This is a genomic window from Amycolatopsis orientalis DSM 43388, from assembly GCF_000411975.1.
In the GTDB taxonomy this organism is placed as follows: Bacteria; Actinomycetota; Actinomycetes; order Mycobacteriales; family Pseudonocardiaceae; genus Amycolatopsis; species Amycolatopsis orientalis_D.
This window is the reverse complement of the sequence record NZ_ASXG01000120.1, coordinates 152885-179074: the sequence shown is the minus strand read 5'-3', so window position 1 is coordinate 179074 and position 26190 is coordinate 152885. Positions and strand designations below refer to the sequence as shown.

The 26190-nt window shown below is 69.8% G+C and carries 24 protein-coding genes; 12 read left to right on the top strand and 12 right to left on the bottom strand.

Going from position 1 to position 26190, the window contains the following annotated elements:
- Positions 1–144: 144 nt before the first annotated feature.
- Positions 145–1665: a PucR family transcriptional regulator gene (locus tag L942_RS23135; protein WP_037364043.1), complete on the bottom strand. Its 1521-nt coding sequence runs from the start codon at positions 1663–1665 to the stop codon at positions 145–147.
- A gap of 161 nt (positions 1666–1826) precedes the next feature.
- Between L942_RS23135 and pucL the strand changes: the two genes are divergently transcribed.
- The 5 genes from pucL (at position 1827) to L942_RS23110 (ending at position 6343) form a co-directional block, all read left to right on the top strand.
- Entirely contained in the window at positions 1827–2708 is an 882-nt protein-coding gene (gene pucL, locus L942_RS23130) for a factor-independent urate hydroxylase (RefSeq protein ID WP_037364041.1), read from the top strand.
- A gap of 37 nt (positions 2709–2745) precedes the next feature.
- Complete coding sequence (locus L942_RS23125) at positions 2746–3234, top strand: nucleoside deaminase (RefSeq protein ID WP_037364039.1); 489 nt, start codon at positions 2746–2748, stop codon at positions 3232–3234.
- A 175-nt stretch (positions 3235–3409) separates the two neighbouring features.
- On the top strand, positions 3410–4852 hold the full coding sequence (locus L942_RS23120) for an NCS2 family permease (RefSeq protein ID WP_037364037.1): 1443 nt from the start codon (positions 3410–3412) through the stop codon (positions 4850–4852).
- Between the two features lie 16 nt (positions 4853–4868).
- Positions 4869–5246, top strand: coding sequence for an allophanate hydrolase-related protein (locus L942_RS23115; protein WP_037364035.1), 378 nt, complete (start codon positions 4869–4871; stop codon positions 5244–5246).
- Entirely contained in the window at positions 5243–6343 is a 1101-nt protein-coding gene (locus L942_RS23110; RefSeq protein ID WP_037364034.1) for a glycerate kinase, read from the top strand. The genes L942_RS23115 and L942_RS23110 overlap by 4 nt, the downstream gene beginning before the upstream one ends.
- Here L942_RS23110 and L942_RS23105 read toward each other — a convergent pair.
- The 5 genes from L942_RS23105 to L942_RS23085 form a co-directional block, all read right to left on the bottom strand.
- Positions 6321–6773, bottom strand: a complete 453-nt coding sequence (locus tag L942_RS23105) for an NUDIX hydrolase (protein WP_440201337.1) — start codon at positions 6771–6773, stop codon at positions 6321–6323. The genes L942_RS23110 and L942_RS23105 overlap by 23 nt on opposite strands.
- Positions 6710–7414, bottom strand: a complete 705-nt coding sequence (locus L942_RS23100) for an SDR family oxidoreductase (protein ID WP_037364032.1) — start codon at positions 7412–7414, stop codon at positions 6710–6712. The genes L942_RS23105 and L942_RS23100 overlap by 64 nt, the downstream gene beginning before the upstream one ends.
- Positions 7398–8105 (bottom strand): RraA family protein, encoded by a 708-nt coding sequence (locus tag L942_RS23095; protein WP_037364133.1) that lies wholly within the window; start codon positions 8103–8105, stop codon positions 7398–7400. Before L942_RS23095 ends, L942_RS23100 begins: the two co-directional genes overlap by 17 nt.
- 86 nt (positions 8106–8191) lie before the next feature.
- Positions 8192–9082, bottom strand: coding sequence for an MmyB family transcriptional regulator (locus tag L942_RS23090; protein ID WP_037364031.1), 891 nt, complete (start codon positions 9080–9082; stop codon positions 8192–8194).
- A 58-nt stretch (positions 9083–9140) separates the two neighbouring features.
- Positions 9141–9944: an SDR family oxidoreductase gene (locus L942_RS23085; RefSeq protein ID WP_037364029.1), complete on the bottom strand. Its 804-nt coding sequence runs from the start codon at positions 9942–9944 to the stop codon at positions 9141–9143.
- A 316-nt stretch (positions 9945–10260) separates the two neighbouring features.
- Between L942_RS23085 and L942_RS23080 the strand changes: the two genes are divergently transcribed.
- The 4 genes from L942_RS23080 to L942_RS23065 all read left to right on the top strand — a co-directional run bounded on the left by L942_RS23080 (position 10261) and on the right by L942_RS23065 (position 14986).
- Positions 10261–11418 (top strand): EfeM/EfeO family lipoprotein, encoded by a 1158-nt coding sequence (locus L942_RS23080; RefSeq protein WP_037364027.1) that lies wholly within the window; start codon positions 10261–10263, stop codon positions 11416–11418.
- Complete coding sequence (locus L942_RS23075; protein WP_037364024.1) at positions 11415–12614, top strand: Dyp-type peroxidase; 1200 nt, start codon at positions 11415–11417, stop codon at positions 12612–12614. The genes L942_RS23080 and L942_RS23075 overlap by 4 nt, the downstream gene beginning before the upstream one ends.
- Before the next feature lie 44 nt (positions 12615–12658).
- The gene (locus L942_RS23070) at positions 12659–14284 is read left to right on the top strand and encodes a phospholipase C (RefSeq protein WP_037364021.1); all 1626 of its coding nucleotides are present in this window, start codon (positions 12659–12661) and stop codon (positions 14282–14284) included.
- A 300-nt stretch (positions 14285–14584) separates the two neighbouring features.
- Entirely contained in the window at positions 14585–14986 is a 402-nt protein-coding gene (locus L942_RS23065) for a histone-like nucleoid-structuring protein Lsr2 (protein ID WP_037364018.1), read from the top strand.
- 283 nt (positions 14987–15269) lie between these two features.
- Here the strand turns inward: L942_RS23065 and L942_RS23060 are convergent, their stop codons facing one another.
- The 6 genes from L942_RS23060 to L942_RS23035 form a co-directional block, all read right to left on the bottom strand.
- Positions 15270–16214, bottom strand: a complete 945-nt coding sequence (locus L942_RS23060; protein ID WP_037364016.1) for an MBL fold metallo-hydrolase — start codon at positions 16212–16214, stop codon at positions 15270–15272.
- 226 nt (positions 16215–16440) lie between these two features.
- Complete coding sequence (locus tag L942_RS23055; RefSeq protein WP_037364014.1) at positions 16441–17358, bottom strand: ROK family protein; 918 nt, start codon at positions 17356–17358, stop codon at positions 16441–16443.
- Complete coding sequence (locus L942_RS23050) at positions 17355–18980, bottom strand: dipeptide ABC transporter ATP-binding protein (RefSeq protein WP_037364011.1); 1626 nt, start codon at positions 18978–18980, stop codon at positions 17355–17357. The genes L942_RS23055 and L942_RS23050 overlap by 4 nt, the downstream gene beginning before the upstream one ends.
- Positions 18977–19807: an ABC transporter permease gene (locus tag L942_RS23045; RefSeq protein ID WP_037364008.1), complete on the bottom strand. Its 831-nt coding sequence runs from the start codon at positions 19805–19807 to the stop codon at positions 18977–18979. Before L942_RS23045 ends, L942_RS23050 begins: the two co-directional genes overlap by 4 nt.
- The gene (locus L942_RS23040; RefSeq protein ID WP_037364007.1) at positions 19804–20763 is read right to left on the bottom strand and encodes an ABC transporter permease; all 960 of its coding nucleotides are present in this window, start codon (positions 20761–20763) and stop codon (positions 19804–19806) included. Before L942_RS23040 ends, L942_RS23045 begins: the two co-directional genes overlap by 4 nt.
- Before the next feature lie 4 nt (positions 20764–20767).
- Positions 20768–22564: a peptide ABC transporter substrate-binding protein gene (locus tag L942_RS23035; protein WP_037364004.1), complete on the bottom strand. Its 1797-nt coding sequence runs from the start codon at positions 22562–22564 to the stop codon at positions 20768–20770.
- A 150-nt stretch (positions 22565–22714) separates the two neighbouring features.
- Here L942_RS23035 and L942_RS23030 point away from each other — a divergent pair, with 150 nt between their 5' ends.
- The 3 genes from L942_RS23030 to L942_RS23020 all read left to right on the top strand — a co-directional run bounded on the left by L942_RS23030 (position 22715) and on the right by L942_RS23020 (position 26183).
- Complete coding sequence (locus tag L942_RS23030; RefSeq protein WP_037364003.1) at positions 22715–23860, top strand: ROK family transcriptional regulator; 1146 nt, start codon at positions 22715–22717, stop codon at positions 23858–23860.
- Entirely contained in the window at positions 23857–25311 is a 1455-nt protein-coding gene (locus L942_RS23025) for a M81 family metallopeptidase (RefSeq protein ID WP_037364000.1), read from the top strand. Before L942_RS23030 ends, L942_RS23025 begins: the two co-directional genes overlap by 4 nt.
- Before the next feature lie 107 nt (positions 25312–25418).
- On the top strand, positions 25419–26183 hold the full coding sequence (locus L942_RS23020; RefSeq protein ID WP_235079343.1) for an ArsR/SmtB family transcription factor: 765 nt from the start codon (positions 25419–25421) through the stop codon (positions 26181–26183).
- Positions 26184–26190 lie beyond the last annotated feature (7 nt).

The following is a 26190-nucleotide window of genomic DNA, read 5'->3' as shown; positions in this document are numbered from 1 at the left end:
CTCCTCCCGAGTGCCGTCCCGCTTCATCGAATGGTCAAGTATTCCCAATAACTCTTTACGGATAAGCGTACTGCTGGGATTTCCGTTACGAGGTACGGAAAATCCTGGGTCTCGGCGTTTCCGCTGGACATTCCGGACGGATGGTCAAGACCACCCCCAGTTCCGCGTGAAGCAGCCGGCCAGATAAAGATCCACGCGGTCGGCGAACCGGCTCGGATCGCGTCCGGTGAGTTCCCCGATCCGGGTGATCCGGTATCGCAGGGTGTTCACGTGCAAGTGCAGAGTGGCCGAAGTCTGCGTCCAAGATCCGGAATGTTCGAGGAACGCCTTGAGCGTCGTTATCAATTCGGAACCGTGTGCCGCGTCGTACGCGAGTACCGGGCCGAGTACTTTTTCGCCGAATGTCCGGCGCAGGTCCTCCGGAACGGCGGCGAGCAGCAGCAGATGCGACGCCACCTCGTCGCCGGACAACACCGTCGCGCGGCCCGGGGTCATCGCGGCCAGGGTGCGCGCGTGCCGGGCTTCCTGCACGCCGGCGCGGAGACCGGCGGCGTCCGCGGCCCGGCTGAGGCCGAGCGTCAACCGCGCGGACCCGAGCGCGAATTCGATGGTGTGCACCGCCTCCCGCAAAGCTTCGGTGTCGCGCGAGGAGAAGAGGCCGAACGTCTCGCCGTCGACGGTCGCCACCAGCACCGGCTGTCCGGTGCTCGACAGCAGCTCCTCCACCAGCACCTGCGCGAGCCCTGGTCCGCCGCCGCGGACCTCGGCGGACAGCGTCGCCACCGGTTCCTGCGGCGCGAATCCGGCGGCGGCCAGCCGGGACGTCAGCTCGCCCGGCGCGGCGTCGTCGGAGAGCACCAGCCGCAGCAGCGGTTCGGCCGCCCGGTTCTCGATCCGCCGGGCCTCGTCCACCCGGGACCGTTCGAGCCCGACCAGCGCCGCGAGTTCCAGCGCCAGCTCGCGGCGCGCGGACGGCCACCGCGCCGGATCGCCCTCGACCACGAGGAACCAGCTCGCGATCCGGTGCCCGGAGCGTCCGGCCGCGCCGAGCAGCGTGACCGGGCCGTCCTGGCACGGCAGCCGTTCGGCGCGCAGGAACTTCCGCGCCAGCGCGGTGCGGCGCTCGGCGGGCAGCTCCGGGCCGCCGGCCAGCTGCTTCCCGGTCGCGCTCAGCACGAGACAGCCGGTGCCCAGCTCCTCCGCACCGGCCTTGACCAGCGCGGACAGGCCCTGTCCGGAGGTCACCGCGGCCACCAGCCGCCGGTGCGAATCGCGGGCGGGCGCAGAGCGTTCCGCGGCGAGGCCCAGGATCACCCGCTCGGCCACGGTCGCGAACGAAACCGACACCGGGACCTCGAACAACGGCAGGCCGACCCGCTCGCAGGCGGCCACGAGGTAGTCCGGCACCGGGCCGCCGACCTCGGCGGTGCCCGCCCCGAGCGCGGTCACCCCCGCGGCGGCGAGCTTGCCGACGAACGCGTCCGCGTCCGCCGGCCCGGGCAGCCAGCGCAGGCCGCACAGCACGATCTCGCCGCCGTCGAGGTACCGCGTCGGATCCTGCAGGGTCGCCTGGAAGACGCGGCCGAACTCGCGGTCGCGCGCCTTCTCGCCCACCAGCAGCCGCAACCCCAGCTCCGGGGTGTCGAGCAATGCACCCAGCCGCATGCGCGCCTCCTTCCGCCCATCAGTACCGCACACCGGAGGGGTTTGGCGGAACCTACGAAAAACCGGCCGTTCGCCGCCCGCGCTTTCGGCGGATCTGCCGTGGCCCGGGCCACGCTCGGCCAGGTGTACTCACTCGGCGAGCGAACGAGAAGGGATGACCAATGGCGATCGTTCTTGGCGACAACCGCTACGGGAAGGCCGAAAACCGGCTGGTCCGCGTCGACCGTGCCGCCGGTGACGGCGGCGAGCACCGGATCACCGACCTCACCGTGAGCGTGTCGCTGTCGGGCGACCTGAGCGACACCCACCTGACCGGGGCCAACGACAAGGTGCTGGCCACCGACACGCAGAAGAACACCGTATTCGCCTTCGCCCGCGACGGCATCGGCGAAATCGAGGACTTCGCGCTGCGGCTGGCCCGGCACTTCGTGTCGACGCAGGACAGCATCCACCTCGCCCGGGTCGGGATCGTCGCCCATCCGTGGGAGCGGCTCCGGGTCGCCGGCCAGCCGGCGCACCATTCGTTCGCGCGTTCCGGGGCTGGCACGCGCACCACGCGCGTCACCTACGACGGCGAGCGGGCCTGGGTGCTCGGCGGGGTCGAAGACCTGACCGTGCTCAACTCCACCGGATCGGAATTCTGGGGCTTCCCGCGCGACCGGTACACCACGCTGGCCGAGGTGAAGGACCGGATCCTCGCCACCGCGGTATCCGCGACCTGGCGGTTCTCCGTCGAGGAGACCGACTGGGCGCACGCGCACGAAACCGCGATCGCCACGCTGCTCGACGCGTTCGGCGGCACGCACAGCCTGTCGCTGCAGCAGACCCTGTACGCGATGGGCGAGGCGGCGCTGGAGGCCGTCCCGGAGATCGTCGAGATCCGGTTCTCGTTGCCGAACAAACACCATTTCCTCGTCGACCTCGAGCCGTTCGGCCTCGACAACCCCGGCGAGGTGTTCTACGCCGCCGACCGGCCCTACGGCCTGATCGAGGGCACCGTCCTGCGCGACGACGCCCCGCCGGCCGGTCCGGCCTGGTCCTGAGCAAACCGAAACCCGAGCTGTTGGGAGCGCTACTGTCATGACCGTGTCCATTGACGCCGACGTCGAACGCGCCTGGCTCGCCGAATGCGTGCGGATCGCGGAAAAGAACGTCGCCGACGGCGGCGGCCCGTTCGGCGCGCTGGTGGTGAAGGACGGCGAGATCATCGCGACCGGCGTCAACCGCGTCACGCCGTCGCTCGACCCGACCGCGCACGCCGAGGTGGTCGCGATCCGCGCGGCCTGCCAGGCGCTCGGCACGTTTTCCCTGGCCGGCTGCGTGCTCGTCTCCTCGTGCGAGCCGTGCCCGATGTGCCTCGCGTCGTCGCTGTGGGCGCGCGTGGACCGCGTGCTGTACGCGGCCGACCGGGACGACGCCGCCCGCGCCGGATTCGACGACCGGGCCTTCTACGAACTGTTCGAACACCCCCGCGAAACGTGGCAGACCCCGGTTTCGCGAGTGTCCACTCCGGAGGCTTTCGCCCCGTTCTCCGCCTGGCTCAGCCGGCCCGACCGGATCGAGTACTGAGCCTCGGCGACCGCTGATGCCGGTCAGAATCGGCTTCAGCGTTCCCCGCCCCACCCCACCGGGCCACCCTCCCGGTGCTGACCGGAGCACCAGAAAAACGCAAACGTCCCGCCGCGCCGCCCTTTGCCTGTGCCAGGGGTGCGGTTCGGCACACCCACCGGCAAGGGGAGGACGCATGACCCAGGTACGCCTCGACGAAGCGGTGACCTCGGCTCCCGGACCCCAGCGCAAGTCCATTGTGGAGCGACTCTTCGAACTGCGCGCTCGCGACACCACGGTAGGCCGCGAAGTACGCGGCGGCGTGACCACGTTCGTCGCGATGGCTTACATCGTTTTGCTCAACCCGCTCATCCTCGGCGCTTCCGCCGACATCACCGGCGCGAAGCTCAGCGCGGCGCAGGTGACCACCGCGACCGCGCTCGCCGCCGCGGTGATGACTGTCCTCATGGGACTCGTCGGCAACGCGCCGCTCGCGCTCGCCGCCGGTCTCGGCATCAACGGCATCGTCGCGTTCCAGATGGCCCCGGCGATGACGTGGGCGCAGGCCTTCGGGCTCGTGGTGCTGGAAGGCGTCTGCATTGTGCTGATGGCGGTCAGCGGGGTCCGGGAACGCATCATGAACGCGATTCCCGGACCGCTGAAAACCGCGATCACGGTCGGCATCGGGCTCTATATCGCGCTGGTCGGACTGGTCAGCGCCGGGTTCGTGACGCGCATTCCGGACGCGGCGCACACGACCGTCCCGGTCCGGCTCGGCGTCGACGGGCACCTGTCCGGGTTGCCGATCGCGGTGTTCTGCTTCGGCCTGTTGCTGATGACCGTGCTGATGTCGCGGAAGGTGCCCGGCGCGGTGCTGATCAGCATCGCCGCGGCGACCGTGCTCGCGGTGGTGCTGCACGACGGATTCGGGGTCGGCGACTGGGGGTTGACGACCCCGACGCTGCCGCATTCCGTGGTCGCCGCGCCTGATTTCGGACTGCTCGGGCACGTCGATCTGTTCGGCGGATTCGCCAAGGCCGGTGCGCTGACCGCGACGATCTTCCTCTTCACCCTGGTGCTGTCCGGATTCTTCGACGCGATGGGCACGATCACCAGCGTGTCGGCCGAGGCCGGGCTGTCGAAGAACGGCCGGGTCCCGAGGATGGGCCGGATCCTGTTCGTGGACGGGGCCGGGGCGATCGCTGGCGGCCTGTCCGGCTCGTCGCCGAACACCGTGTTCCTGGAGTCCGCGGCCGGCGTCGGGGAGGGCGCGCGGACCGGGCTGGCGAGTGTCGTGACTGGACTCTTGTTCGGGGCGACGCTGCTGTTCACGCCGATCGCGGGCATCGTCCCGGCACAGGCCGCCGCACCCGCGCTCGTGGTGATCGGCGGGATGATGGTGGCGCAATGCCGCAATATCCCGTGGAATGACCCGGATTACACGATCCCGGTGTTCCTGACGGTCGCGCTCATTCCGTTCACCTACTCCATCACCAACGGCGTCGGCGCGGGCCTCATCGCGTTCGTGCTGATCAAGACCTTCCGCGGGAAGTGGCGTGAAGCAGGGTGGATCCTCACCGTGCTCGCGCTCGTGTTCACCGTCTATTTCGGAATCGACGTGGTGAAGGCGATCCTCTAAAGAGAAAGGGACCACCATGCCTCTGATGTTCCTCAACGGCGGCGCGATGCGCGGCGAACCCCTGCACCATCTGCTCGACGGCGCTCCGCTGGTGGCCGAAACGACCACGGCCGCGAAGTACCGGTTCTATTCGGTGGGCGGGCAATGCCCGGCGCTGGTCCCGGTAGCGCACGGCGGCGCGGCGATCTCCGGCGAGGTCTACGACCTGACGCTGGACCAGCTGCGCGACCGCGTGCTCCCGGCCGAACCGCCGGAGCTGGAGCTGGGCGTGATCGAACTGGCCGACGGCAGTTCGGCGTTCGCGATGCTGCTGCGCCGGCCGCAGACCTCGCACGTGCAGCTTCGGGACATCACCGAATTCGGCGACTGGCGCGCGTTCAAGGCCGCGGCGTGACGGTTCTGGTCGCCCCGGACAAGTTCAAGGGCTCGCTCACCGCGGCGGAGGTCGCGGAGGTGGTGGCCGCGGCGTTCGCCGAGGTCGCTCCGGGCGAGCCGGTGCGGCAGCTGCCGGTGGCGGACGGCGGCGACGGGACAGTCGCCGCCGCGGTCGCCGCCGGGTTCCGGCGGATCCCGGTGCGGGTGTCCGGGCCGACCGGCCGCCAGATCACCGCGTATTACGCGCTGCGCGGGCCGGTCGCCGTGGTGGAGCTGGCGGAGGCGTCCGGCCTCCACCGGCTGCCCGGCGGGCGGCTGGAACCGCTGACCGCGTCGAGCTACGGCACGGGCGAGCTGATCGCGGCCGCCCGGGCCGCCGGGGCGACGCAGATTGTCCTCGGGGTCGGCGGCAGCGCTTGCACCGACGGCGGGGCCGGATTGCTGAGCGCGTTGGGTGCGCGGTTGCTCGACGCTTCCGGCGCGCCGCTTCCGCCTGGCGGCGCGGCGTTGGCCGAGTTGTCCACAGTGGAGCTGTCCGGACTGCCCGAAGTGGACATTGTCCTGGCGTCCGATGTGGATAACCCGCTGTTGGGTGTGGATGGCGCCGCCGCGGTGTACGGGCCGCAGAAGGGCGCTGGGCCGGCCGAGATCGCCGTGCTGGAACGCGGGTTGACTCGGTGGGCCGAAGTTATGGGCTCCGCGCACGCCGCCACCCCGGGCGCTGGCGCGGCAGGCGGCGTCGGGTTCGGTGTGCTCACCGGACTCGGCGCTCGCCTTCGGCCGGGGATCGAGGTGCTGCTGGAGCTGCTGGGTTTCCCGGCCGCGGCCCGCGATGCCCGGCTCGTGGTCACCGGCGAAGGTTCGCTGGATACCCAGTCGCTGCACGGAAAAGCGCCGATGGGCGTTCTCCGGGCAGCGGGCGGCACGCCGGTGGTCGCCTTGGCCGGGCGGTGCCTGCTGTCCGCGCCGGAATGGCGGGAAGCGGGCTTCGCCGGGGTGTACGCACTGACCGATGTGGAGCCGGACGAGCATCGGTGCGTGGCGGAGGCTCGTGCGCTGCTCCGCGCCCGGGCGACGCAGCTGGCTCGGGATTTCAGCCGAGCAATACCTGCCTGACGTGGTCGGACAGGGGGAGTCCGGCCGCGTCGGCGGGGGTCAGCCAGCGGTGGTCGTCGTGTTCGGCCGGGTTGAGCTGAAGGTCGCCGAGGAATTCCGGGCGCGCGTCGTAGTAGGCGGCGTGCACGGTGAACGGTTTGCCGGTGCGGTCCGGCCAGGAGCGCCGGGTCCGCTCGCCGGCGAGCCGTACGCGCAGCCCGGTTTCCTCGGCGACTTCCCGCACCGCGGCGGCCTCCGGGGCTTCGCCGGGTTCGACGGTGCCGCCGGGGAATTCCCAGTGCCCGCCGAGGAAAGTCCCCGGCGCGCGGCGGATCAGCAGCACGGTTTCGCCGCGCCGGAGCAGGACGTAAGCGAGATGTTTGTCGTTCAGGGCGCACCTCCGTTGGAGACCAGGAGCTGACCGTTCACCCAGCCGCCTTCCGGGCCGCACAGGAACGCGACGAGACTCGCGCAGTCGCGCGGAGTGCCGATCCGGCCGAGCGGATTGTGCTGTGCGAACGCCTCGCGGTGCGCTTCGGGGATCCAGCCGGTGTCGGTCGCTCCCGGATTCACCGCGTTCGCCGTGATGCCGAGGTGGCCGAGTTCCCCGGCCGCGGCGAGGATGATCCGGTCGAGTGCGCCTTTGCTCGCCCCGTACGGCAGGTTGTGCACGACCGCGTCGCTGGTCAGCGCCACGATCCGGCCCGCGCCGTGCGGTCCGCGGTAGCGGCGCGCGAACTCCCGGATCAACAGCCAGCTCGCGCGGGCGTTCACCGCGAAATGCCGGTCGAAACTGTCCACTGTGGTGTCGAGCAGTCCGGAATCGACGGACTCGCAATGCGCGAGCACGAGTGCCTGGACATCGCCGTCGATCTGGTCGAACAGCCGCGCCGGGGTCTCCGGGTCGGTCAGGTCGGCTTCGATGCCGTGGACGGTTTCGTCCGCGCCCCACGGCATCCGGCGGTCGTAGTCGGACCACTGCGTGGTGACGACGTGCCAGCCGTCTTCCTTCAGCCGGGCGGCGATCGCGGCGCCGATTCCGGCCTGCCTGCCGACCCCGGTGACGAGGGCGGTGTTATTCCTCAATGGCACTGTCTTTCGCGCGGAGATGCTGCCGGAACGTGTACGACGGGTCTTTTTCCCGGAGGGTCAGGAATTCGCCGAACCGGACCTGTTCGCGGAGAGTGACTCCCTCGCGGATCTTCGCCGCTTGCCGGTGTTCGGTGTCGCGAATGGATTCGGCGAGCCGGAACACTTCTCCGGCTTGGGCGGCGGGGACGAAGAGGACGCCGTCGTCGTCGCCGAAGACCAGGTCGTCGGTGGTCACGGTCCATTCGCCGACGGTGGCGGCTTCGAGCGCGTCGGCGGCGCGGTCGTAGAGGTGCAGCGGGCCGGTGGAGAGCGAGCCCAGGCTGTAGACCGGGAGGCCGATTTCGCGCAGTTCGGCGGTGTCTCGGTGCAGGCCCCAGATGACTATGCCGCTGAGTCCGGCCGCCGCGACCTCGGCGGTGACGAGATCGCCGACACAGCTCTCGTCCAGACGGCCGCGGTTGTCGACTACGAGGACGTCGCCTGGTTGTGCGGAGGCGACGGCTTCCAGGAAGACGTCGACACTGCCCGCGTGCCGGGCGGGAAGGACTCTCCCGGCCAGTTTGCTCCCCGGGACAACGCCCCTGGTCCCGGCCGGTGCGCACCGTACGGTCAGGCGGGCTCGCAGGCAGCCGTCGGCCAGGTGGGCGGTGGTCAGGGTGGCGAAACGTTCGGTCAGTTCGGTGTGGTTCATGCATCCCGCCCTTCGTGCGAACTGCTTCACGCTAGCGGGAATCCGCCCGGAGGGCGTCGGGTTTTCCGGCTTGCCCGGCGGGGCGATCAGCTGGGTGCGTGAGTCTCGGTCGCCAGTTCCTCCTGTCCAGCGGCCCACGACGCCAAGAGAGCCAGTCCGTCCGCGGCGGGCGTGCCCGCGGGGGCGGTGTAGACGTTCAGCAGCAGGCCAGGGTCGGCGGGCAGGTCCATCGATTCGACGTCCAGGTCGAGCCGGCCGACGACGGGATGGCGCAGGCGTTTGCGTCCGGACCGGTGGAGCCGGACGTCCTGAGAAGCCCACCGGCGCCGGAACAGCTCGCTGCGGGTGGACAACTCGCCGACCAGCGCGATCAGTTCCTCGTCATGCGGGTTGCGGCCGGCTTCCATGCGCAGCTTGGCGGCCACGTCGCGGGCGACGCGGTCGTAGTCGACGAAGAACGCGCTCGCCGCGTCGGGATCCAGGTACACGAACCGCGCGGTGTTCGCCGGTCGTCGCGCTCCGGCCAGCACCGGCGCGTACAGCGCCCGGGCCAGGCGATTCGCGGCCAGCACGTCGTACCGGCCGGTGCAGATCCACGCCGGGGCGTCGGTCACGGCGGCGAGCACCTGCCGAAGCGCCGGACGCACCGGCCCGGCCGGTCGCCGGCGGCGGGGACCGGCCGGCGTCCCGGACTGCCGCGCGAGGTGGAACAGGTGGTCGCGTTCGGCCTCGTCGAGCTGCAAGGCAGCGGCCACCGCGGCCAGCACCCCGTCGGAGGCCCCGGCGAGGCTGCCGCGCTCCATCCGCACGTAGTAGTCGACCGATACCCCGGCCAGCAGGGCGACCTCTTCGCGGCGCAAGCCCTTCACCCGGCGATTGCCGCCGTAAGCGGGCAGCCCGGCGCGCTCGGGCGTGATCCGCGCACGGCGCGAGGTCAGGAATTCCTTGATCTCGGTGCGCGGATCGATCATGGTCACCTTCTCACCGTAAGCCCTGCCCGCGCCCGGAGGGAGGCCCTGCCAGTACCCCGACGGCCTAGGTGCCGGAGGCGGTCGTGGCGGTGCCGCCGTCGACCGGGACGATGGCACCGGTCAGGTAAGATCCGGCCCGGCTGGCGAGGAACACGGCGACCCCGGCCATGTCGTCGTCGCGGCCGAGGCGGCGCAGCGGGGTCTTCGCCGCGATCGTGTCTCCGATGGCGTCGATCGTGGCCGCCATCATCCGCGACGGGAACACTCCGGGGGCTACCGCGTTCACCGTGATGTGCTGTGGGCCCAGTTCCCGGGCGAGCACCCTGGTGAGTTGGTGGAGGGCCGCTTTGCTGCTGGCGTAGGAATAGTTGGGCGACTCGGCGACGTGGATGGCGCCGATGCTTCCGATGTTGATGATCCGCGCGGGATCCTCGGCGGTGCCCGCTTCGCACAGTGCCGGCAGCAATGCCTGCACCAGCCAGAACGGCGACTTGAGATTGAGGTCGAGCACGGTGTCCCATGCCTGCGCCGGGAAGGTCTCCAGCGGCTCGCGCCACATCGCTCCCGCGTTGTTCACGAGGATGTCCAGGCGTTCCGAATCGGCTTTGACCATCTCGGCGAGACGCTGGCATTCGTCGTGCTCGGACAGATCGGCGGGAAATGCTTGGACGTCGCCGAATTCGGATAGCAGACGCTGGGCTTCCGCGCACGCGTTCGCGTCGCGTGAGCTGACGATGACTCGGGCGCCCGCCTGCAGAAGGCCGCGCGCGATCATCATTCCGATGCCCCTGGTGCCGCCGGTGACGAGGGCGTGCTTTCCGCTCAGGTCGAATCGTGCGGCGTGAGCGGTGAACTGGCGGTGCGCCATGGGTCTTCTTTCCTTTTGCCGGGGAATCGGGTGCCGGTCCAGGTTGACGCGATTCCCGGAGGCCGGGGAGACCCTGGCGATACCGGCACTGGGAGACCCCCTTGCGCCCGTTGAGCGAAGGTGGCATACCCGGCGAACCGGACAGCCCGTTACCGCAGGTTTTGACGGCTATGTCCGGCTTCTTCCGTTCGCTGGTTGAAGTCCTGGTGAATTCCCGGGTAGGCGACGTTCTCGACCAGGGTTTCTTCACTTTCCGCACGCATAATTCCGTCCCGGTAGTCCGAACGTGTGGCTGGAGGAACGAGTGCCGGGGTCTGTGCGCACCCGCTGGATTGGCGGCGGGGTCGCGATTGCGGTCGTGGCGGCGGGCGTCGCGTTCGCGGTATGGCCCGACGGCGCTTCGGCGCAGGATCCGGAGATCGAGATCTCGCGGTCGGCCTGCGGGCAGGGCTGGACGGACCCGCGCCCGGGGGTCCAGACCTTTCGCCTGCACAACACGGGAACGGTGACGTCCGAGGTCGATCTGATCGACCCGGCGACCGGGGTCGTTTACGGCGAGGTCGAAGGGCTGGGCAGCGGGACGACCCGGCCCTTGCAGGTGACGCTCGGCAATGGGACCTACGCATTCCGTTGCCTCCCGGAGGATTCGTCGGCGATCGTCGGGCCGGCGGTCACGGTGAGCGGTGGCGCCGAGCGCGGACCGGGCGTCGCGCCGGTGACGCAGAACGATCTGCTCGGGCCGTTGAAGTCCTATCAAGCTCAGGTGACGCAAGGGCTCGGCCAGCTGGCCGCCGACGTCGGCAAACTCAAAGACGCCATCCGGGCCAACGATCGCGGGGCGAGCCAAGCCGCGTGGCTCGTCGCGCACCTCGACTACGAACGGCTCGGCGCGGCGTACAACGCCTTCGGCGATTCCGACAAGGCCATCAACGGCACCGCCGCCGGCAAGCCCGACGGCGTCCAGAGCCCCGGCTTCACCGGGTTCCACCGGCTCGAATCCGGCCTGTGGCACAACGAAGACCTCGCCGCCCTCGCGCCGGTGGCGGATCAGCTGGACAGCGACGTGCAGAAACTCCGCAAGTCCTTTGCGGACAGCCAGGTCGATCCGAACGACCTCGGCCTGCGCGCGCACGAGATCGTGGAGAACACCCTGCAATTCGAACTGACCGCCCGCACCGATTACGGCAGCGGCACCAACCTCGCGACCGCCCGGGCGAACCTCGACGGGACGCAAGCGGTCCTCGACGTGCTGCGCCCGGTGCTCGCTCCGCGCTATCCGGCACTGTCCAAGGTGGACAAATGGCTGGAGCGCACCAAGGCCGCGCTCGACAGTGCCAAGAAGCCGGACAACTCGTGGACGCCGGTGAGCCAGCTCACCGCGCCGCAGCGGCAGAAAATCAACGCCGACGTCAGCGAATTGACCGAACTGCTCGCCCCGATCGCCGCGATCGCGGAGCCGAGGAGGATCTCGTGACGACGGAATCCTCCCGGCGCTCCTTCCTGCGCCGCACCGTCGTCGGCGCGGGCATCACCGCGGCTGCCGGAATCGGCGTGACCGCCAGCGCGAGCGAAGAGCCGCCAGCCACCGTTCCGTTTCACGGACCCCGCCAAGCCGCGATTCTCCGCCAGCCCCCGGCGCAAAGCGTCATCGCGTCTTTCGACGTGGTCGCCGAGAACCGCGCCGAATTGACTCAGCTGTTCCAGGAAATCACCGACCGCGCGCGGTTCCTCACGAACGGCGGCGCCCCGGCCGCACTCGGCATCACCGCGCCGCCCGCGGACTCCGGAGTGCTCGGCCCGGTGGTGCCGCACAGCGACCTCGGCGTGATCGTCGGCGTCGGATCGTCCCTTTTCGACGGACGCTACGGGCTCGCCGACCGCAAGCCCAAGAAGCTCAAGCCGATGACCACGTTCCCCAACGACGCGCTCGACGCCCCGCAATGCCACGGCGACCTGTCGCTCACGCTGTCCGCGAGCGACACCGACACCGTGCTGCACGCGCTGCGCAACCTGGCCCGGGCGACCCGCGGCGGGATGCAGCTGCGCTGGAAGATCAACGGCTTCAGTTCGCCGTCGCGGCCGTCCGGCACGCCGCGCAACCTGATGGGGTTCAAGGACGGCACGGCGAACCCGGGGCCGTCCGAAATGGACCGGCTGGTGTGGGTGTCCGGAGCGGGCGAGCCGGCTTGGACGACCGGCGGCAGCTACCAGGTGATCCGGCTGATCCGGATGCTGGTCGAGTTCTGGGACCGGGTCTCGATCACCGAGCAGGAGAACATGTTCGGCCGCCGCCGCGACACCGGGGCCCCGCTCGACGGAGCGTCCGAACAGGACGAACCCCGCTACGCCGACGATCCGATCGGCACGGTGATCCCGCTCACCAGCCACATCCGCAAGGCGAACCCGCGCACGCCGCAGACCGACGACAGCCGGATCCTGCGCCGCGCGGTCAACTACGACCGCGGCGTGGACTCCAACGGCAACCTCGACATGGGCCTCGTCTTCACCTGCTACCAGCAGGACCTCGAGCGGCAGTTCGAGGCGGTGCAGAAGCGGCTCGTCGACGAGCCGCTCGTCGACTACATCTCCCCGTTCGGCGGCGGCTACTTCTTCGCGCTGCCCGGCGTCACCGGTCCCAGCGACCACTTCGGCAGGGCGCTCCTCGCCTGAGGCGCGCTCGGATCCCCACCCCGCGAAACCAGGAGGAATCCTCAGTGGACACAGCATTCGGCAGACGGCGCCGTCGCCTGCTCGGTGCGGGCGCGCTCGTCTCGGCGGCCGTGCTCGCGATCGTCACCGGATCCGCGGCGTCGTCCGCGCAGGCCCAGCCGCTGCGGCCGCTGCCGGCGTCGTGGCTGCCCACGCTCACCCCGATCAAGCACGTCGTGGTGATCTTCGGCGAGAACATCTCGTTCGACCACTACTTCGGCACCTACCCGAACGCCACCAACGAGAACGGCACCCCGTTCCAGGCGGCGAAGAACACGCCGAAGGTCAACGGCCTCGACGAGAAGCTGCTGACGCACAACCCGAACGCCTACAACCCGAAGCGGCTCGGGCCGGACCAGGCGCTCACCTGCGACCAGAACCACAGCTACGGCGCCGAGCAGGCCGCGTTCAACGGCGGCAAGATGGACAAGTTCGTCGAGAAGACCGAGACCGACAAGTGCACCGGCCAGCCGGTGCTGTTCGGCGAGCCGGGCCTGGTGATGGACTACTACGACGGCAACACCGTCACCGGCATGTGGAACTACGCGCAGCACTACTCGCTGAGCGACAACTCGTTCAACACCGTGTTCGGCCCGTCCACCCCGGGCGCGATCAACCTGATCTCCGGCCAGACGCACGGGATCCAGGCGGTCGACCCGGTCACGCACGAGCCGAAGAGCGATTCCTACGTCGTCGCGTCGCCCGGCAAGGACGGCGTCGGCACCGTGATCAACGACCCGGACCCGGCGTGGGACGACTGCTCGGACAAGAACCACACCGCCAAGGACAACCTCGGCGCGATGCAGGGCCGCAACATCGGCGACCTGCTGAACGACCGGCACGTCACGTGGGGCTGGTTCCAGGGCGGCTTCAAGCCGACCGGCGCCCAGAACGGCTACGCGGTCTGCGGGCAGAAGCACGCGAACATCGGCAATCAGTCCTCCGTGGACTACAGCCCGCACCACCAGCCTTTCCAGTACTACAAGTCCACTTCGAACCCGCACCACCTGCCGCCGTCCTCGGTGCAGGCGATCGGGCAGACCGACCAGGCCAACCACCAGTACGACCTGAGCGACTTCAACGATTCGCTCAAGGCCGGTTCGATGCCCGCGGTGAGCTTCCTGAAGGCCCCGGAGTACCAGGACGGGCACGCGGGCTATTCCGACCCGCTCGACGAGCAGCATTTCGTCGTGGACGAGATCAACAAGATCCAGCAGTCGCCGGAGTGGCGTTCGACCGCGGTCGTGCTCGCCTACGACGACTCCGACGGCTGGTACGACCACGAGAACTCGAAGATCGTCAACGGTTCGCAGGACGCGTCGCAGGACCAGGCCGTCTGCACCGGCAAGCCGGCCGGCCTCGGCGGGTACGCCGACCGTTGCGGCTACGGCCCGCGGCTGCCGCTGCTGGTCATCTCGCCCTACAGCAAGGTGAACTACGTCGACCACACCCGGACCGACCAGACCTCGGTGCTGAAGTTCATCGAGGACAACTGGTTCTCCGGCCGGGTCGGGGACGGCTCGTTCGACACTCGCGCGGGCGGACTGTGGAACATGTTCAACTTCTGGTGGCCGCAGGCGGGCAAGCTCCCGCTCGACCCGAAGACGGGGGCGCCGGTCGGGCGGAACTAGCTCGCGGTTCGCGTCGCACACCGAAGGCCATCGGGTTTCGCCCCGGTGGCCTTCGGCCGTTTCCGGGCCCTTCTCGCGTCCGCTCAGCGGGAAACGACGTGCGATTACCGCGCGGCTGGAAATTTTTTCCAGTGCGCCGCAACTGTGCGCGCAGTCGCGGATTGGGTACCGAAGGTGTTCGGGAACCGGCGGGGAAAGCGCGTGCCGCCGCGCCGGAATGGAGTCGCCCTGCGCGGTCCGTCACTCGACACGATAGGGTAATCGCAGGCACATCCTGTAGAAGGTGAAGGAACGCGAATCATGGCGCAAAAAGTCCATGTCGAGATGGTGGACGACATCGACGGCAGCATCGCCGACCAGACCGTCCCGTTCAGTCTCGACGGCGTGAGCTACGAGATCGATCTGTCCGAAGAGAACGCCGCCGCGCTGCGGGAAGAGCTGGCCCGTTACGTCGCCGCCTCGCGCCGGGTCGGCGGCCGCAAGGTCCGGATGGCCGCCGGGCAGTCCCCTCGGCCGGCTTCGACCGCCGCGGACCGCGAGCGCAACAAGGCGATGCGCGAGTGGGCCGAGGCCAACGGTTTCACCGTCTCCGACCGCGGCCGGCTCCCGGCGGAGATCGTGAAGGCCTACGAAGAGCGCGACACCGAGGCTCCGGCCAAGCCGGCTCGCAAGCGCGCGACGCGCAAGAAGGCCAGCGCCTGAGCGTTCTTTTTCGGCAGCTGTGCCGCGGGGGGCGGCTAGTGTTCAGCTGAGGGGCGTCGCCGGGATTCCCGGCGGCGCCCTTCTGGCTGTCCGGGGGAAAAAGCGCTTTCCCGGCCGCGCTACCCGGCCGGAAGCGGGTGCCGCCGGGGCCGAGTGGAGGTCCGTGAAGGGCTCCTTGCGGGAATCTAATTCCCGCAAGGAGCCCTTCACGGACCTCTTCGGGAGCGGAGCCGGTGTCAGCAAAGAGGCACTTCGATCGCGCCGGGGAATCGATTTCCCGGGATTAAGACTTGCCGAGTCCGAGCAGCGCGTCCAGGTCGATCTTGCCGCCGGCGGCCTCGCGGATCGCGCGCATCGCTTCGGCGGGCGGGAGTCGTTCCCCGTGCTGGTCGGCGTGCGCGCGCAGCAGATTCCCGATGTGCCGTTCCGGAACTGTCCACGTGGGCCAGCGGCGGCGCGCGATGGCGGCGAGTTCGGAAAAGTCCGGGGTGCCCGCGCCCGCGGTCGCGTCGAGCAGCCAGTGCAGATAAGTGCGCAGCACCGCGACCGGGAAACTGCCCGGATGGCTGAGCCCGCCGTGCCCGGGAACGAAGGTGCGGACGTCCGGGAACATTTTGTCCAGCCAGTCCAATGCGGTCAGCCAGCCCGGGATCGAGCCGTGCACGGCGAACGGCGTGGACCCGACCGACAGCAGGTCGCCGGTGAAGAGCGTCCCGGTGCGCGGTTCGAACAGCACGAGGTCGCCGTCGGTGTGCGCGGTCCCGGGAAACGGGACGACCTCCACGACCACGCCGCCGAGATCCACCTCGACCGGTTCGATCACCGCGTGCACCGCCTCGGCCCGCGGCGCTTCGAGCTTGCCCCAGTTCGCGCAGGAGAAGATCTCCTCGTGGCACTGCGGACCGGACCGGATGACCGGCACCGCGGTGGGCGCGGCGAGGATCCGGCCGCCGTTGCGCAGCGCGACCCCGGCCCCGTTGTGGTGGGTGCCGTGCGCGTGGGTCAGCACGAGCGTGAGCGGCATCTCGACGGTCGAGTACTTGCGGACGTCGCTGACCAGGTCGAGCGTGTCGCGTTCGGTGCCGCAGGTGTCGACGAGCAGAACCCCTTCCCGGCCCCGGATCCAGCCGCAGTTGGACACCATCCAGTCGCTCGGGCTGCGCACGTAGGCCACGACGCTCGGGTCGGAATACCGGAGCGGGACGATGTTGCGCCTGATGACGGGCATGGGATCCCCTCGTTGGCCACCGGACGGGAAATGATCACCGGAATGGTATAGACCAAGTCACCTGCTGTCAGCGGGGTGGAGACCACGCTCACGCACGTGGTCCGCCGCGGTTCTCGCCTGTCCCGTTCCGTCCAGCTTCGCGCGCATCGTTGCCCCCGGCTCCGTCGGTGCCAGACAGCGTATACCCGGAGGCCACGGATTTCTCGATGGTCCACAGAGGACTGGTTCAGGGGTTGCTCACGTCCGGTGATCGCCGGATACCGCCCGTGAGAGCGGCCGCGCCCAGCGCCACCGATTTCGCCCCGTGCCGGGAGAGCCGGATCGACACCGGTTTCCCGGACAGCAGCGGCCGTTCCTCCAGCGCTTCCCGCACCGGTTTCTCCAGCAAAGCCCAGGACTTGAGCACGGAACCGCCGAGTACGCAGGTCGCGAGGCCGAGCAGCCCGGCCGCGTGCGCGACCGCCTGGCCCAGGAACCGGCCGGCGTCGGTGAACACCGCTTGCGCGGCCTCGTCTCCGGCGAGCGCTTCCGCGGCGACGCCCTCCGCGTCGCGGGTCCGGCCGGTCGCCTCGGCATAACGGCGGGACAAAGCCCGTCCGGCCGCGTAGGCCTCAAGGTGTCCGATCTGCCCGCAAGTGCAGCGTTCCTCCCCATAGCGGCCGACGTGCCCGATCTCCCCGGCCCCGGTCGCGCCGCCGTGCAACAGCCGTCCGTCCACGAACAGCGCGCCGCCGACCCCGGTGCCGACCGCGACGCCGAGCACGTTCCGCTCGCCCGGCAGCAGCTCGCCGAGCAGGAAGCCGTCGACGTCGTTGACCGTGCGCACCGGCACGCCGCCGAGCCGGGCGGACAGCTCGGCGTTGACCGGCGTGCCCGCCCATCCGGTGAACGAATCCCCGGTGACCAGCACTGTCCCGGTCACCGGGTCGACGACGCCCGCCGCCCCGACGCCGACCCCGGCGAGCGCCGCGTGGTCCGGCACCAGTGAGCTGACCAGCTCGGCGGCGCGGTCGAGGATCGCCGCGCCGCCGCGGTGCGCTTCGGACGGCGCGGACGCCGACCCGAGTTCCCTTCCTTCCTCGTCGCACACCACCACCAGGGTTTTCGTCCCGCCGATGTCGACTCCGGCCCGCAACCCCGTCACGCCGCGGGGTCCGCGCCGGCCAGCGCCTCGCGCCGGCTCCGCTGCAGCCGCGGATCCGGCACCGGCGAGGACAGGAGCAAGGCTTGCGTGTACGGGTGTTCCGGAGTGCGCAGCACTGTTTCCGCCGGTCCTTCCTCCACCAGTTCGCCCGCGCGCAGCACCGCCACCCGGTCGCACAGGCTGTCGACCACCGCGAGGTCGTGGCTCACGAACAGGCAGCCGAAACCGAACTCGCGGTGCAGCCGGCGGAACACCTCCAGCACCGCTGCCTGCACGGACACGTCGAGCGCGCTCGTCGGTTCGTCGGCGATCAGCAGCTTCGGGCCGAGCACCAGGGCGCGGGCGAGGCTCACGCGCTGCCGCTGCCCGCCGGACAGCTCGTGCCCGTACCGCTCGAGCACGCTTTCCGGCAGTTCCACCGCGTCGAGGAGTTCCCGCACCCGCCGCCGGCGCTCGCCGCGGCCGGCCGAGGTGTGGACCACCAGCGGTTCGGCTACGGTCTGCGCGACCGTCATCCGCGGGTCGAGCGACGACGCCGGGTCCTGGAACACCGCGCCGATCTGCCGCCGGACGGCCCGCGCGGAACGGCCGGTGCCTTTGGGCAGCGGCCCGCCGAGCACTTCGACGGTTCCGGATTTCGGCGTGACCAGGCCCAGCGCGCAGTTCCCGAGCGTCGTTTTCCCGGAACCGGATTCGCCGACCAGCCCGACGATCTCACCGGATGAGACGGTCAAGGAAACGTCGGTCACCACCCGCCGTCCGCCGTACTCGACCGCCACCTTCGACAGGGCGAGCACCGGTTTCCGGGTTTCTTCGGCAGCCGCGTCGTGTGCGAACGAACCCAGTTGCGGAACCGCGGCCAGCAGTTCCCGGGTGTATTCCGCCTTCGGCGACTCGAACAGTTCCGCCGCCGGAGCTTCTTCGACGAGCCTGCCGTTCCGCAGCACCGCGACGCGGTCCGCGACGTCGGCGACCACGCCCATGTTGTGCGTGATCAGCAGCGTCGCGGTGCCTTCTCGTTCGCGGATGTCGCGCAGCAGGTCGAGAATCTGCTGCTGCACCGTGACGTCGAGCGCGGTCGTCGGCTCGTCCGCGATGATCAGCTTGGGACCGGCCGCGAGCGCGATCGCGATCATCACGCGCTGGCGCAGACCGCCGGACAGCTCGTGCGGGTACTGCTTGAGCCGGGCGGCCGGTTCCGGGACGCCGACGCGGTCGAGCAGTTCCGCGCACCGGTCGAAGTAGCGGCGGTGCCGCAGCTTCTTCGGGTCGTGGTTGCGGATCGCCTCGGCGAGCTGGAACCCGATGGTCCGCAAGGGATTCAGTGCGGTCATCGGCTCCTGGAACACCATCCCGGCCGCCGGGCCGCGCAGTTTCCGCAGGTCTTCGCCGCGCAGACCGAGCACGCTGTGCCCGGCCAGCTCGATCGACCCGGCGACCCGAGCGGAGCCCGGCAGCAGCCCGAGCACCGCGAGGGCCGCCGTGCTCTTGCCGGAGCCGGACTCGCCGACCACCGCCACGATCTCGCCGGGCGCGACCGACAGGCTCAGCCCGTCGACCGCCGCCGCTCCGTCCGCATAGGACACCCGCAGGTCACGGATGTCCAGCACTGCTTCGCTCATCGTCGCCCCTTCACCGCGAACGCGTCGCGCAGCCCGTCGCCGAGGAAGTTGATCGCGCACACCACCAGGACGATCGCGATGCCCGGCGGCAGGATCAGCCACCACGCGCCGTCGAAGGTGTAGGTGATGCCTTTGGACAGCATCGCGCCCCAGTCGGTGTCGGGGGCGGGCACGCCGAGCCCGAGGAAGCTGACGTACGCCACGAGCAGGATCGCGTCGGCGATCTGGAACGTCGCGTTCACCACCACCGTGCCGATCGCGTTGGGAATGATGTGCCGGAACACCACGCGCGTGCGGCTCGCGCCGATGACCGTGATCGCGCGCAGGTAGTCGCGTTCGCGCAGGCTCACCGTTTCCGCGCGCATCAGCCGCGCGGGCACCAGCCACGACACCGCGCCGATCAGCAACGCCAGCACGCCGACGCTCGGCGTCACCAGCGTCGCCGCCACCAGCAGCAGGAACAGCGCCGGGATCGCGACGCCGGTGTCGACGATCCGCATCAGCACGGTGTCCAGCCAGCCGCCGGTGTACCCGGCGACCGCGCCCCACACCGCGCCGATCGCGGTCGCGATGAGCCCGGCGAGCACCCCGATGATCAGCGACGTCCGGCCAGCCGCCATGAGCCGGCCGAGCACGTCGTAGCCGAGGTCGTCGGTGCCGAGCGGATGCCCCGCGCCCGGTCCGAGGCGGGCCGCGGCGAGGTCGGTGTGCGATTGGTCGGTGCCGTAGAACACCGGCCCGAGGAAGCAGAACGCCACCACGAGCAGCAGCAGGATCGCGCCCGCGACCGCGGTCTTGCGGCGCAGCAGGCGGGAAAGGACAGTCACGACCGCGCTCCCTTCACCCGCACCCGCGGGTCGATCGCCAGCTGGACCAGGTCCGCGAGCAGGGAACCGAGCACGGTCGCCACGGCGATCACGAGCACGACGCCCAGCAGCACCGGGAAATCGGCGGTGCGGGTCGCGGTCCAGAACAGCAGGCCGATGCCGGGGTAGTTGAACATCGATTCGACGACCAGCGAACCGCCGAACACCACCGGCACGTAGTAGCCGAGCATGGAGACCACCGAGGTCAGCGAGTTCGGCCAGACGTGCCGCCAGATGATCGTCCGCTCCGGCGTGCCCTTGGCCCGCGCGGTGCGCACGTAGTCCTCGGACAGGCTGTCCAGAGTGGACGCTCGCATGTACCGGCTGAACGCGGCGAGCGCGGCTCCGGTCCCGGCGAGCACGGGAAGCACCAGCGCACCTGGTTGCGACAGCAGTTCGCCGATCGTTTCGCCCTGCGCGGCCTGCGCCGGGAACCACGGCAGGACCTGCGCGAACAGGATGATCAGCACCAGCGACAGGAAGAACACCGGCGTCGCGTAGAGCACGAAGGTGATCGCGGTGGTGAGCACGTCCGCGGTACGGCCGCGACGGACCGCCTGCCACACGCCGAGCGGCAGCGCGACGAGGATCGCGAGCGCGGTGGACACCACGGTGAGCAGCAAGGTTTTCGGCATCCGCTCGGCCAGCAGGGTGCTCACCGGCGAGTTCTGGGTGTACGACTCGCCGAGGTCGCCGTGCAGCAAGCGCAGCAGGTAATCCCAGTACTGCACCGGAAGCGGCTGGTCGAAGCCCTGCGCGTGGTTGAACGCGGCGATCTGCGCCTCGGTGGCCTTCACCCCGAGTACGCCGCGGGCCGGGCCGCCGGGCAGCAAATGCAGCAGCACGAACGTCACCACGGTGACCAGCAGCACGACCACCACGGCCAGCGCGAGCCGGCGGAGGATGTAGCGCGTCATGTCCTCACCTCGTCCAGAACCAGCGCTGCGGAAGCAGGCCGGCCATCGGGTCCTGGGTCACGCCGTGCAGCGCGGTGTCGATCGCCGACACCTGGTACGGCGGATTCGGCAGCCACAGCACCGGAAGCTGCTCGGCCAGGTAGGCGCTGTACTCGAGCATCGCCCGGTCGTCGGAAGCCAGGTTGGTGGCCGCGATCAGCTTGTCCGCCTTCGGATCGCGGTAACCGCCGAAGTTCGTGCCCGCGCCGGTCGCGAACAGGTCCTCGCCGCTCGGGTTCGCCGCGAAATACCAGCTGCCTTGCGTGCCGAAGTAGGACAGCTGCCAGCTGCACGAAGGGTCCTTCGGCTCGCACGTGGTCCCGTTGGCCAGCACGGTGTTCAGCGGCTGCGCGTTGATCTTCATCTCGATGCCGATCTTCGACAGCTCCGAGCGCAGTTCCTGCATGGTGCCGTCGGTCTCGTCGGAACCGGATTCGGTCAGCATGGTCAGCGACAGGCGGGTGCCTCGGGCGATGCCCTCGCCGCATTTCGCCGGATCCGCGCAGAGGAGGACGCCGTCCGGGCCGGGTTTCCAGCCGTGGTCGGCCAGCAGCTGCCTCGACTTGTTCAGGTCGAACGGATACGGATTGGTCTTTTGCCTGGGCGACAGGTACTTGGTGTCGTTGTCCTGCGGCACCGGGCCGTAGCCGACGCGCGCGGCGCCGCGCCAGATCACCGAGGTGATGGCGTCCTGGTCGACCGCGTGCTGGAGCGCCTGCCGGACGTACAGCTGGGAGAACACCTTGCCCAGCTTGGGATTGTTGAAGTTGTACGGTGAATACGTGATGGACCAGCCGTTCCACGGTTCGATCCGGTAGCCCTGCGCCTCCAGCTTCGGGCGCTGGCCGAGGTTCGACGTCGGCAGGTAGCCGTAGTCGACCCCGCCGGCGCGCAGCACGTTGTACTCCGCCGAAGAACTGGTGAAGGTCAGGAACCGGACGGTGTCGAGCTTCGCCGGGTCGGGTCCGGTGTACTTCGGGTTCTTCCGCAGCGTCACCTCGCCGGACGTGGTGAACCCGGCCAGCGTGAACGGTCCGTTGCCGACCTTCCACAGTGGATTGGTCGCGTAGGTGCCGAGCTGTTTCGCTTGGCCGACCAGGAAATCGAAGACCTGCTTCGCGCCGTCCGGCGTGCGGTCGTGGTCGCCGACCGGGCCCGCGGCGCTGGTGCGGTCCCACGCGTGCGGCATCGGGACGATCAGGCTGAGCTGGTTGGCGGTGAACCAGTCGGGGTTGTACGCCTTGTCCAGGGTGAACGTGAACGTGCGGTCGTCCACGGCGTGGAACCCGGTGACGCTGTCCGGGATCAGGCCCTTCGAGTACTTGCCCCAGTCGTCCTTGCCCGCGCGGGCCAGGTTGAGCCAGAACTCGACGTCCCGGCTGGTCAGCGGCTCGCCGGTGGACCAGGTCAGCGGCTTGAGCGTGATGGTCACGGTCTTGCCGTCCGGGGAGTAGCGCGGCACGTTGGCGGCGCTCGCGGCGTCATCCAGCGTGACCGAGCCGGAGCTGCCGTCGTAGCTGTACAGCGGCACGTACATGGCCGACCGGATCATGCCGTTGTACGACCCGCCGTAGCCGGGGATCGAGAACGGCATGATCCAGTTCGGCGTCGCCGACGGGGGCATCGCGAACCGCACGGTCCCGCCGGGTTTCGGGATTCCGGAACCGCCGCCGTGCGGTTCCCGGCTCGCCGCGCAGCCGGACAGCGCCAGCGCGGCGGCGAGCGTGACCCCGAGCGCGGCGCGCCACGGGCGTCGAGCCATTCGCATCACTTCCAACAATTCTGATGAAAGACTACTGCCAGGTGCTATGCCGCGTCCTGGCTGTCGGGTAATCTCGCACGAGAGACGGGAATTGCCAAGAGGCTCGTTAAACGGTTTAGTTACATCAATTCTGATGAAAGAGGTGACGCGGTGGATCCGGCCGGACCGCTGCGGCTCGTGTGGCTGGTCGCGCACGGCCACGCGACGTCGCGCATGGACCTGGCGCGCACGCTCGGGCTGCCGCAATCGACGGTGTCGGTGCGCACCCAGGCGCTGATGTCCGCCGGGGTGCTGACCGAGTCCGGCGAGGGCCGGTCCGCGGGCGGACGGCGGCCTAAGCTGCTGTCGGTGAACGCGGAGTTCGGCCACGTCTGGGCCGCCGACGTCGGCTCCCGGCACGTGCGGATCGGCGCGCTCGACATCGCGGGCCACCTGCTCGAGGTGCACGAGCGGCCGCTGGACATCAGCCAGGAGCCGCGGGAACTGGTCCCCGGGCTCGCGGCGGCGGTGCACGACGTGATGGCGAGCGCGGATTGCCCGGGCCGCGCGCTCGGTCTCGGCGTCGCGTTCCCCGGTCCGGTGGACGTCGACGCGGGCACCATCACGTTGCCGTCGCGGATGCCCGGCTGGCGCGGTTTCGCGGTGCGGGAAGCGCTGGCGGAGCATTTCGAGCTGCCGGTGGTCGTGGACAACGACGCGAACATGCTGGCGCTGGGCGAATCTGTCGCGGGTGCGCCCGGCCGGACGTTGCTGGTGGTCAAAGCCGGTACCGGCATCGGGTCCGGGATCGTGCTGGGCGGCGAGCTTTACCGCGGCCGGGCCGGGGTCGCGGGCGACATCAGCCACGTGCGCGTGCCCGCGGCCGAGGACCAGCCGTGCACCTGCGGGAATCGCGGCTGCCTGGAAGTGGTGGCCAGCGGGGCCGCGCTCGTCGAACAGTTGCGGGCGCAGGGATTGAAAGTGGAAACCACCGCGCAGGTGGTGGCCACCGCCGAGGACGGCCATCCCGAGGCGACCACGGCCGTGCGGCGCGCCGGGCTGCGGCTCGGCGAGGTGCTGGCCACGGTGGTCAACTTCAGCAACCCGGACGAAGTGCTGCTCGGCGGCGCACTGTCCGGTTCGGAAGCGTTCGTCGCGGCGGTGCGCGGGGCGCTGTACGAACGGTGTCTTCCCTTGGCTACCAGGGAACTGCGGATCGACCGGGTGCGCTTCGGGGCGGACGCGGGACTTTACGGCGCGGGCGCGCTCGCGCTGGACGCGGTGTTCGAGCAAGCGATCAAACGGAGTGGACGATGAAGAAGCTGCGGGTCGGGATCACCGGAATCGCCATCGAATCGAGTACCTTCTCGCCGCATCGGTCCACAGTGGACGACTTCCGGGTGCTCCGCGGCGACGAGGTGCTGTCCCGCTACGGCTTTCTCGACGCGGACTGGGCCGGGGAGGTGGAATGGGTGCCGCTGGTCGACGCCCGGTCGCTGCCCGGCGGCGCGGTCACCGAGGCGGCTTACGCAGAGCTGTCCGGGGAAATCCTGGACCGGCTGCGGTCGGCGGGCGAGCTGGACGGGCTGTTCTTCGACATACACGGTGCGATGAGCGTCGTCGGACAGTCCGATGTGGAGGCTTCGCTCGCGCGGGAGATCCGCTCCATTGTCGGTCCGGACGTCCTGGTGTCGGCGTCGATGGACTTGCACGGCAACGTTTCGCGGGAACTGGTCGCCGCACTGGACCTGATCACCTGCTATCGGATGGCTCCGCACGAGGACGCGTGGGAGACGCGGGAGCGGGCCGCGCGGAACCTGGTTGCGCGGCTGCGGTCCGGCGGCCGGCCGAAGAAGGCTTGGGTGCAGGTTCCGGTCCTGTTGCCGGGGGAGAAGACCAGCACCCGGCTCGAACCGGCGAAAAGCGTTTACGCGGCGGTGGATTCCGTGGAAGCACTGGACGGAGTGCTGGACGCGGCGATCTGGGTGGGCTACGCGTGGGCCGATGAACCGCGCTGCCAGGCCGCGGTGGTGGTGATGGGGGACGACGTTCCGCTGATCACCAAGGAAGCGCAGCGGCTCGCCCAGTCCTATTGGGACGCAAGGCACGACTTCGCGTTCGTCGCTCCGACTGGCACCCTGCCGGAATGCCTCGAGCAGGCCGTCGCTTCCCCGGCGCGACCGTTCTTCATCAGCGATTCCGGCGACAACCCGACCGCCGGCGGGGCCGGGGACACGTCGTGGAGCCTGGATGTCCTGCTGAACACTCCGGCCATTGTGGACTCTTCGCTGACCACTTTGTACGCGGCCATTGTGGACCCCGAAGCCGTCGCGGCAGCGGTGGAAGCCGGCGTCGGCGCGACGATTTCCGTGGATTTGGGCGGGAAAGTCGACTCCGGCCCGCACGGTCCGGTCGCCCTCGCCGCTCGGGTGGAGGCGATCGACGCCGAGGACCCGATCGCCGGAACCGCGGTGGTGCTGGCCGTCGGCGGCCTGCGGGTGATCGTGACCGCGCGCCGCAAGCCCTACCACCTCGAATCCGACTTCCACGCGCTCGGCCTGCGCCCGCGCGAGGCGGACGTGGTGATCGTGAAGATCGGCTACCTCGAACCGGAGCTCTACGACATGGCCGCGGACTGGCTGCTCGCCCTCACGCCCGGCGGCGTCGACCAGGACCTGCTCCGGCTGGGCCACTCCGGGATCGTCCGGCCGATGTTCCCGTTCGACCCCGACATGGCGGCCCCGTCGCTCACCCCCGAGGTCGTCTGAACACTCTTCGCAGTCAGCGCCGAGGCGGTCGGTAACCCGTCTCGGCGCTGACCTGGGTTTGTGCTCGCCGGGTTGACAGGCAGGTATTTGCCTGCCTTACTGTATGTGTGCAACCTGACCTGGACAAAGTGTTCAAGGCGCTGGCGGATCCGACCCGCCGGTACCTGCTCGACCAGCTGCGCGAGGACAACGGGCAGACGCTGGGCGAACTGTGCCGCCGGCTGGAGATGACGCGGCAGTCCGCGACGCAGCACCTCGCCGTGCTGGAGGCGGCGAATCTGGTGAGCAGCGTGCGCCGCGGCCGGGAAAAGCTGCACTACCTCAATCCGGTGCCGCTGCACGAAATGCAGGAGCGGTGGGTGAACCGGTTCGAGCAGCCGCGATTGCGGATGCTCAGTGCCGTCAAACGTCGAGCAGAGGAAGCCATGAAGCCGAGTTTTGTGTATGTGACCTACATCCAAGCCACGCCGGAGCAGGTGTGGCACGCGCTCACCGACCCCGAGCTGACCGGGCAGTACTGGGGCCATCGCAACGAATCCGACTGGCAGAAGGGTTCGCGGTGGGCGCACGTGCGCACCGACGGGTCCGGGGTGGCCGACGTCGAAGGCGAAGTGCTCGAATCGGTCCCGCCGAAGCGCCTGGTCACCTCCTGGTACGACCCGAACGGCCCGAAAGACCAGGAGCCGTCCCGCGCGACGTTCGACATCGAGCAGCACGAGGGCATCGTGCGGCTCACGGTGACGCACGAGGACCTGCCGGACGAAAAGGCGCACCAGGACGTGTCCGGCGGCTGGGCGGCGGTGCTGTCGAACCTCAAGTCGCTGCTGGAGACCGGGCACGTGCTGCCGCAGGCGCCGTGGGAGATGCCGTGACCGCCGC

What these genes read in the sequence shown, in the direction of transcription:
- L942_RS23135 (WP_037364043.1), bottom strand. Translation starts at nt 1,665, where the DNA reads ATGCGGCTGGGTGCATTGCTCGACACCCCGGAGCTGGGGTTGCGGCTG.
- pucL (WP_037364041.1), top strand. Translation starts at nt 1,827, where the DNA reads ATGGCGATCGTTCTTGGCGACAACCGCTACGGGAAGGCCGAAAACCGG.
- L942_RS23125 (WP_037364039.1), top strand. Translation starts at nt 2,746, where the DNA reads ATGACCGTGTCCATTGACGCCGACGTCGAACGCGCCTGGCTCGCCGAA.
- L942_RS23120 (WP_037364037.1), top strand. Translation starts at nt 3,410, where the DNA reads ATGACCCAGGTACGCCTCGACGAAGCGGTGACCTCGGCTCCCGGACCC.
- L942_RS23115 (WP_037364035.1), top strand. Translation starts at nt 4,869, where the DNA reads ATGCCTCTGATGTTCCTCAACGGCGGCGCGATGCGCGGCGAACCCCTG.
- L942_RS23095 (WP_037364133.1), bottom strand. Translation starts at nt 8,105, where the DNA reads ATGAACCACACCGAACTGACCGAACGTTTCGCCACCCTGACCACCGCC.
- L942_RS23085 (WP_037364029.1), bottom strand. Translation starts at nt 9,944, where the DNA reads ATGGCGCACCGCCAGTTCACCGCTCACGCCGCACGATTCGACCTGAGC.
- L942_RS23065 (WP_037364018.1), top strand. Translation starts at nt 14,585, where the DNA reads ATGGCGCAAAAAGTCCATGTCGAGATGGTGGACGACATCGACGGCAGC.
- L942_RS23060 (WP_037364016.1), bottom strand. Translation starts at nt 16,214, where the DNA reads ATGCCCGTCATCAGGCGCAACATCGTCCCGCTCCGGTATTCCGACCCG.
- L942_RS23050 (WP_037364011.1), bottom strand. Translation starts at nt 18,980, where the DNA reads ATGAGCGAAGCAGTGCTGGACATCCGTGACCTGCGGGTGTCCTATGCG.
- L942_RS23040 (WP_037364007.1), bottom strand. Translation starts at nt 20,763, where the DNA reads ATGACGCGCTACATCCTCCGCCGGCTCGCGCTGGCCGTGGTGGTCGTG.
- L942_RS23035 (WP_037364004.1), bottom strand. Translation starts at nt 22,564, where the DNA reads ATGGCTCGACGCCCGTGGCGCGCCGCGCTCGGGGTCACGCTCGCCGCC.
- L942_RS23025 (WP_037364000.1), top strand. Translation starts at nt 23,857, where the DNA reads ATGAAGAAGCTGCGGGTCGGGATCACCGGAATCGCCATCGAATCGAGT.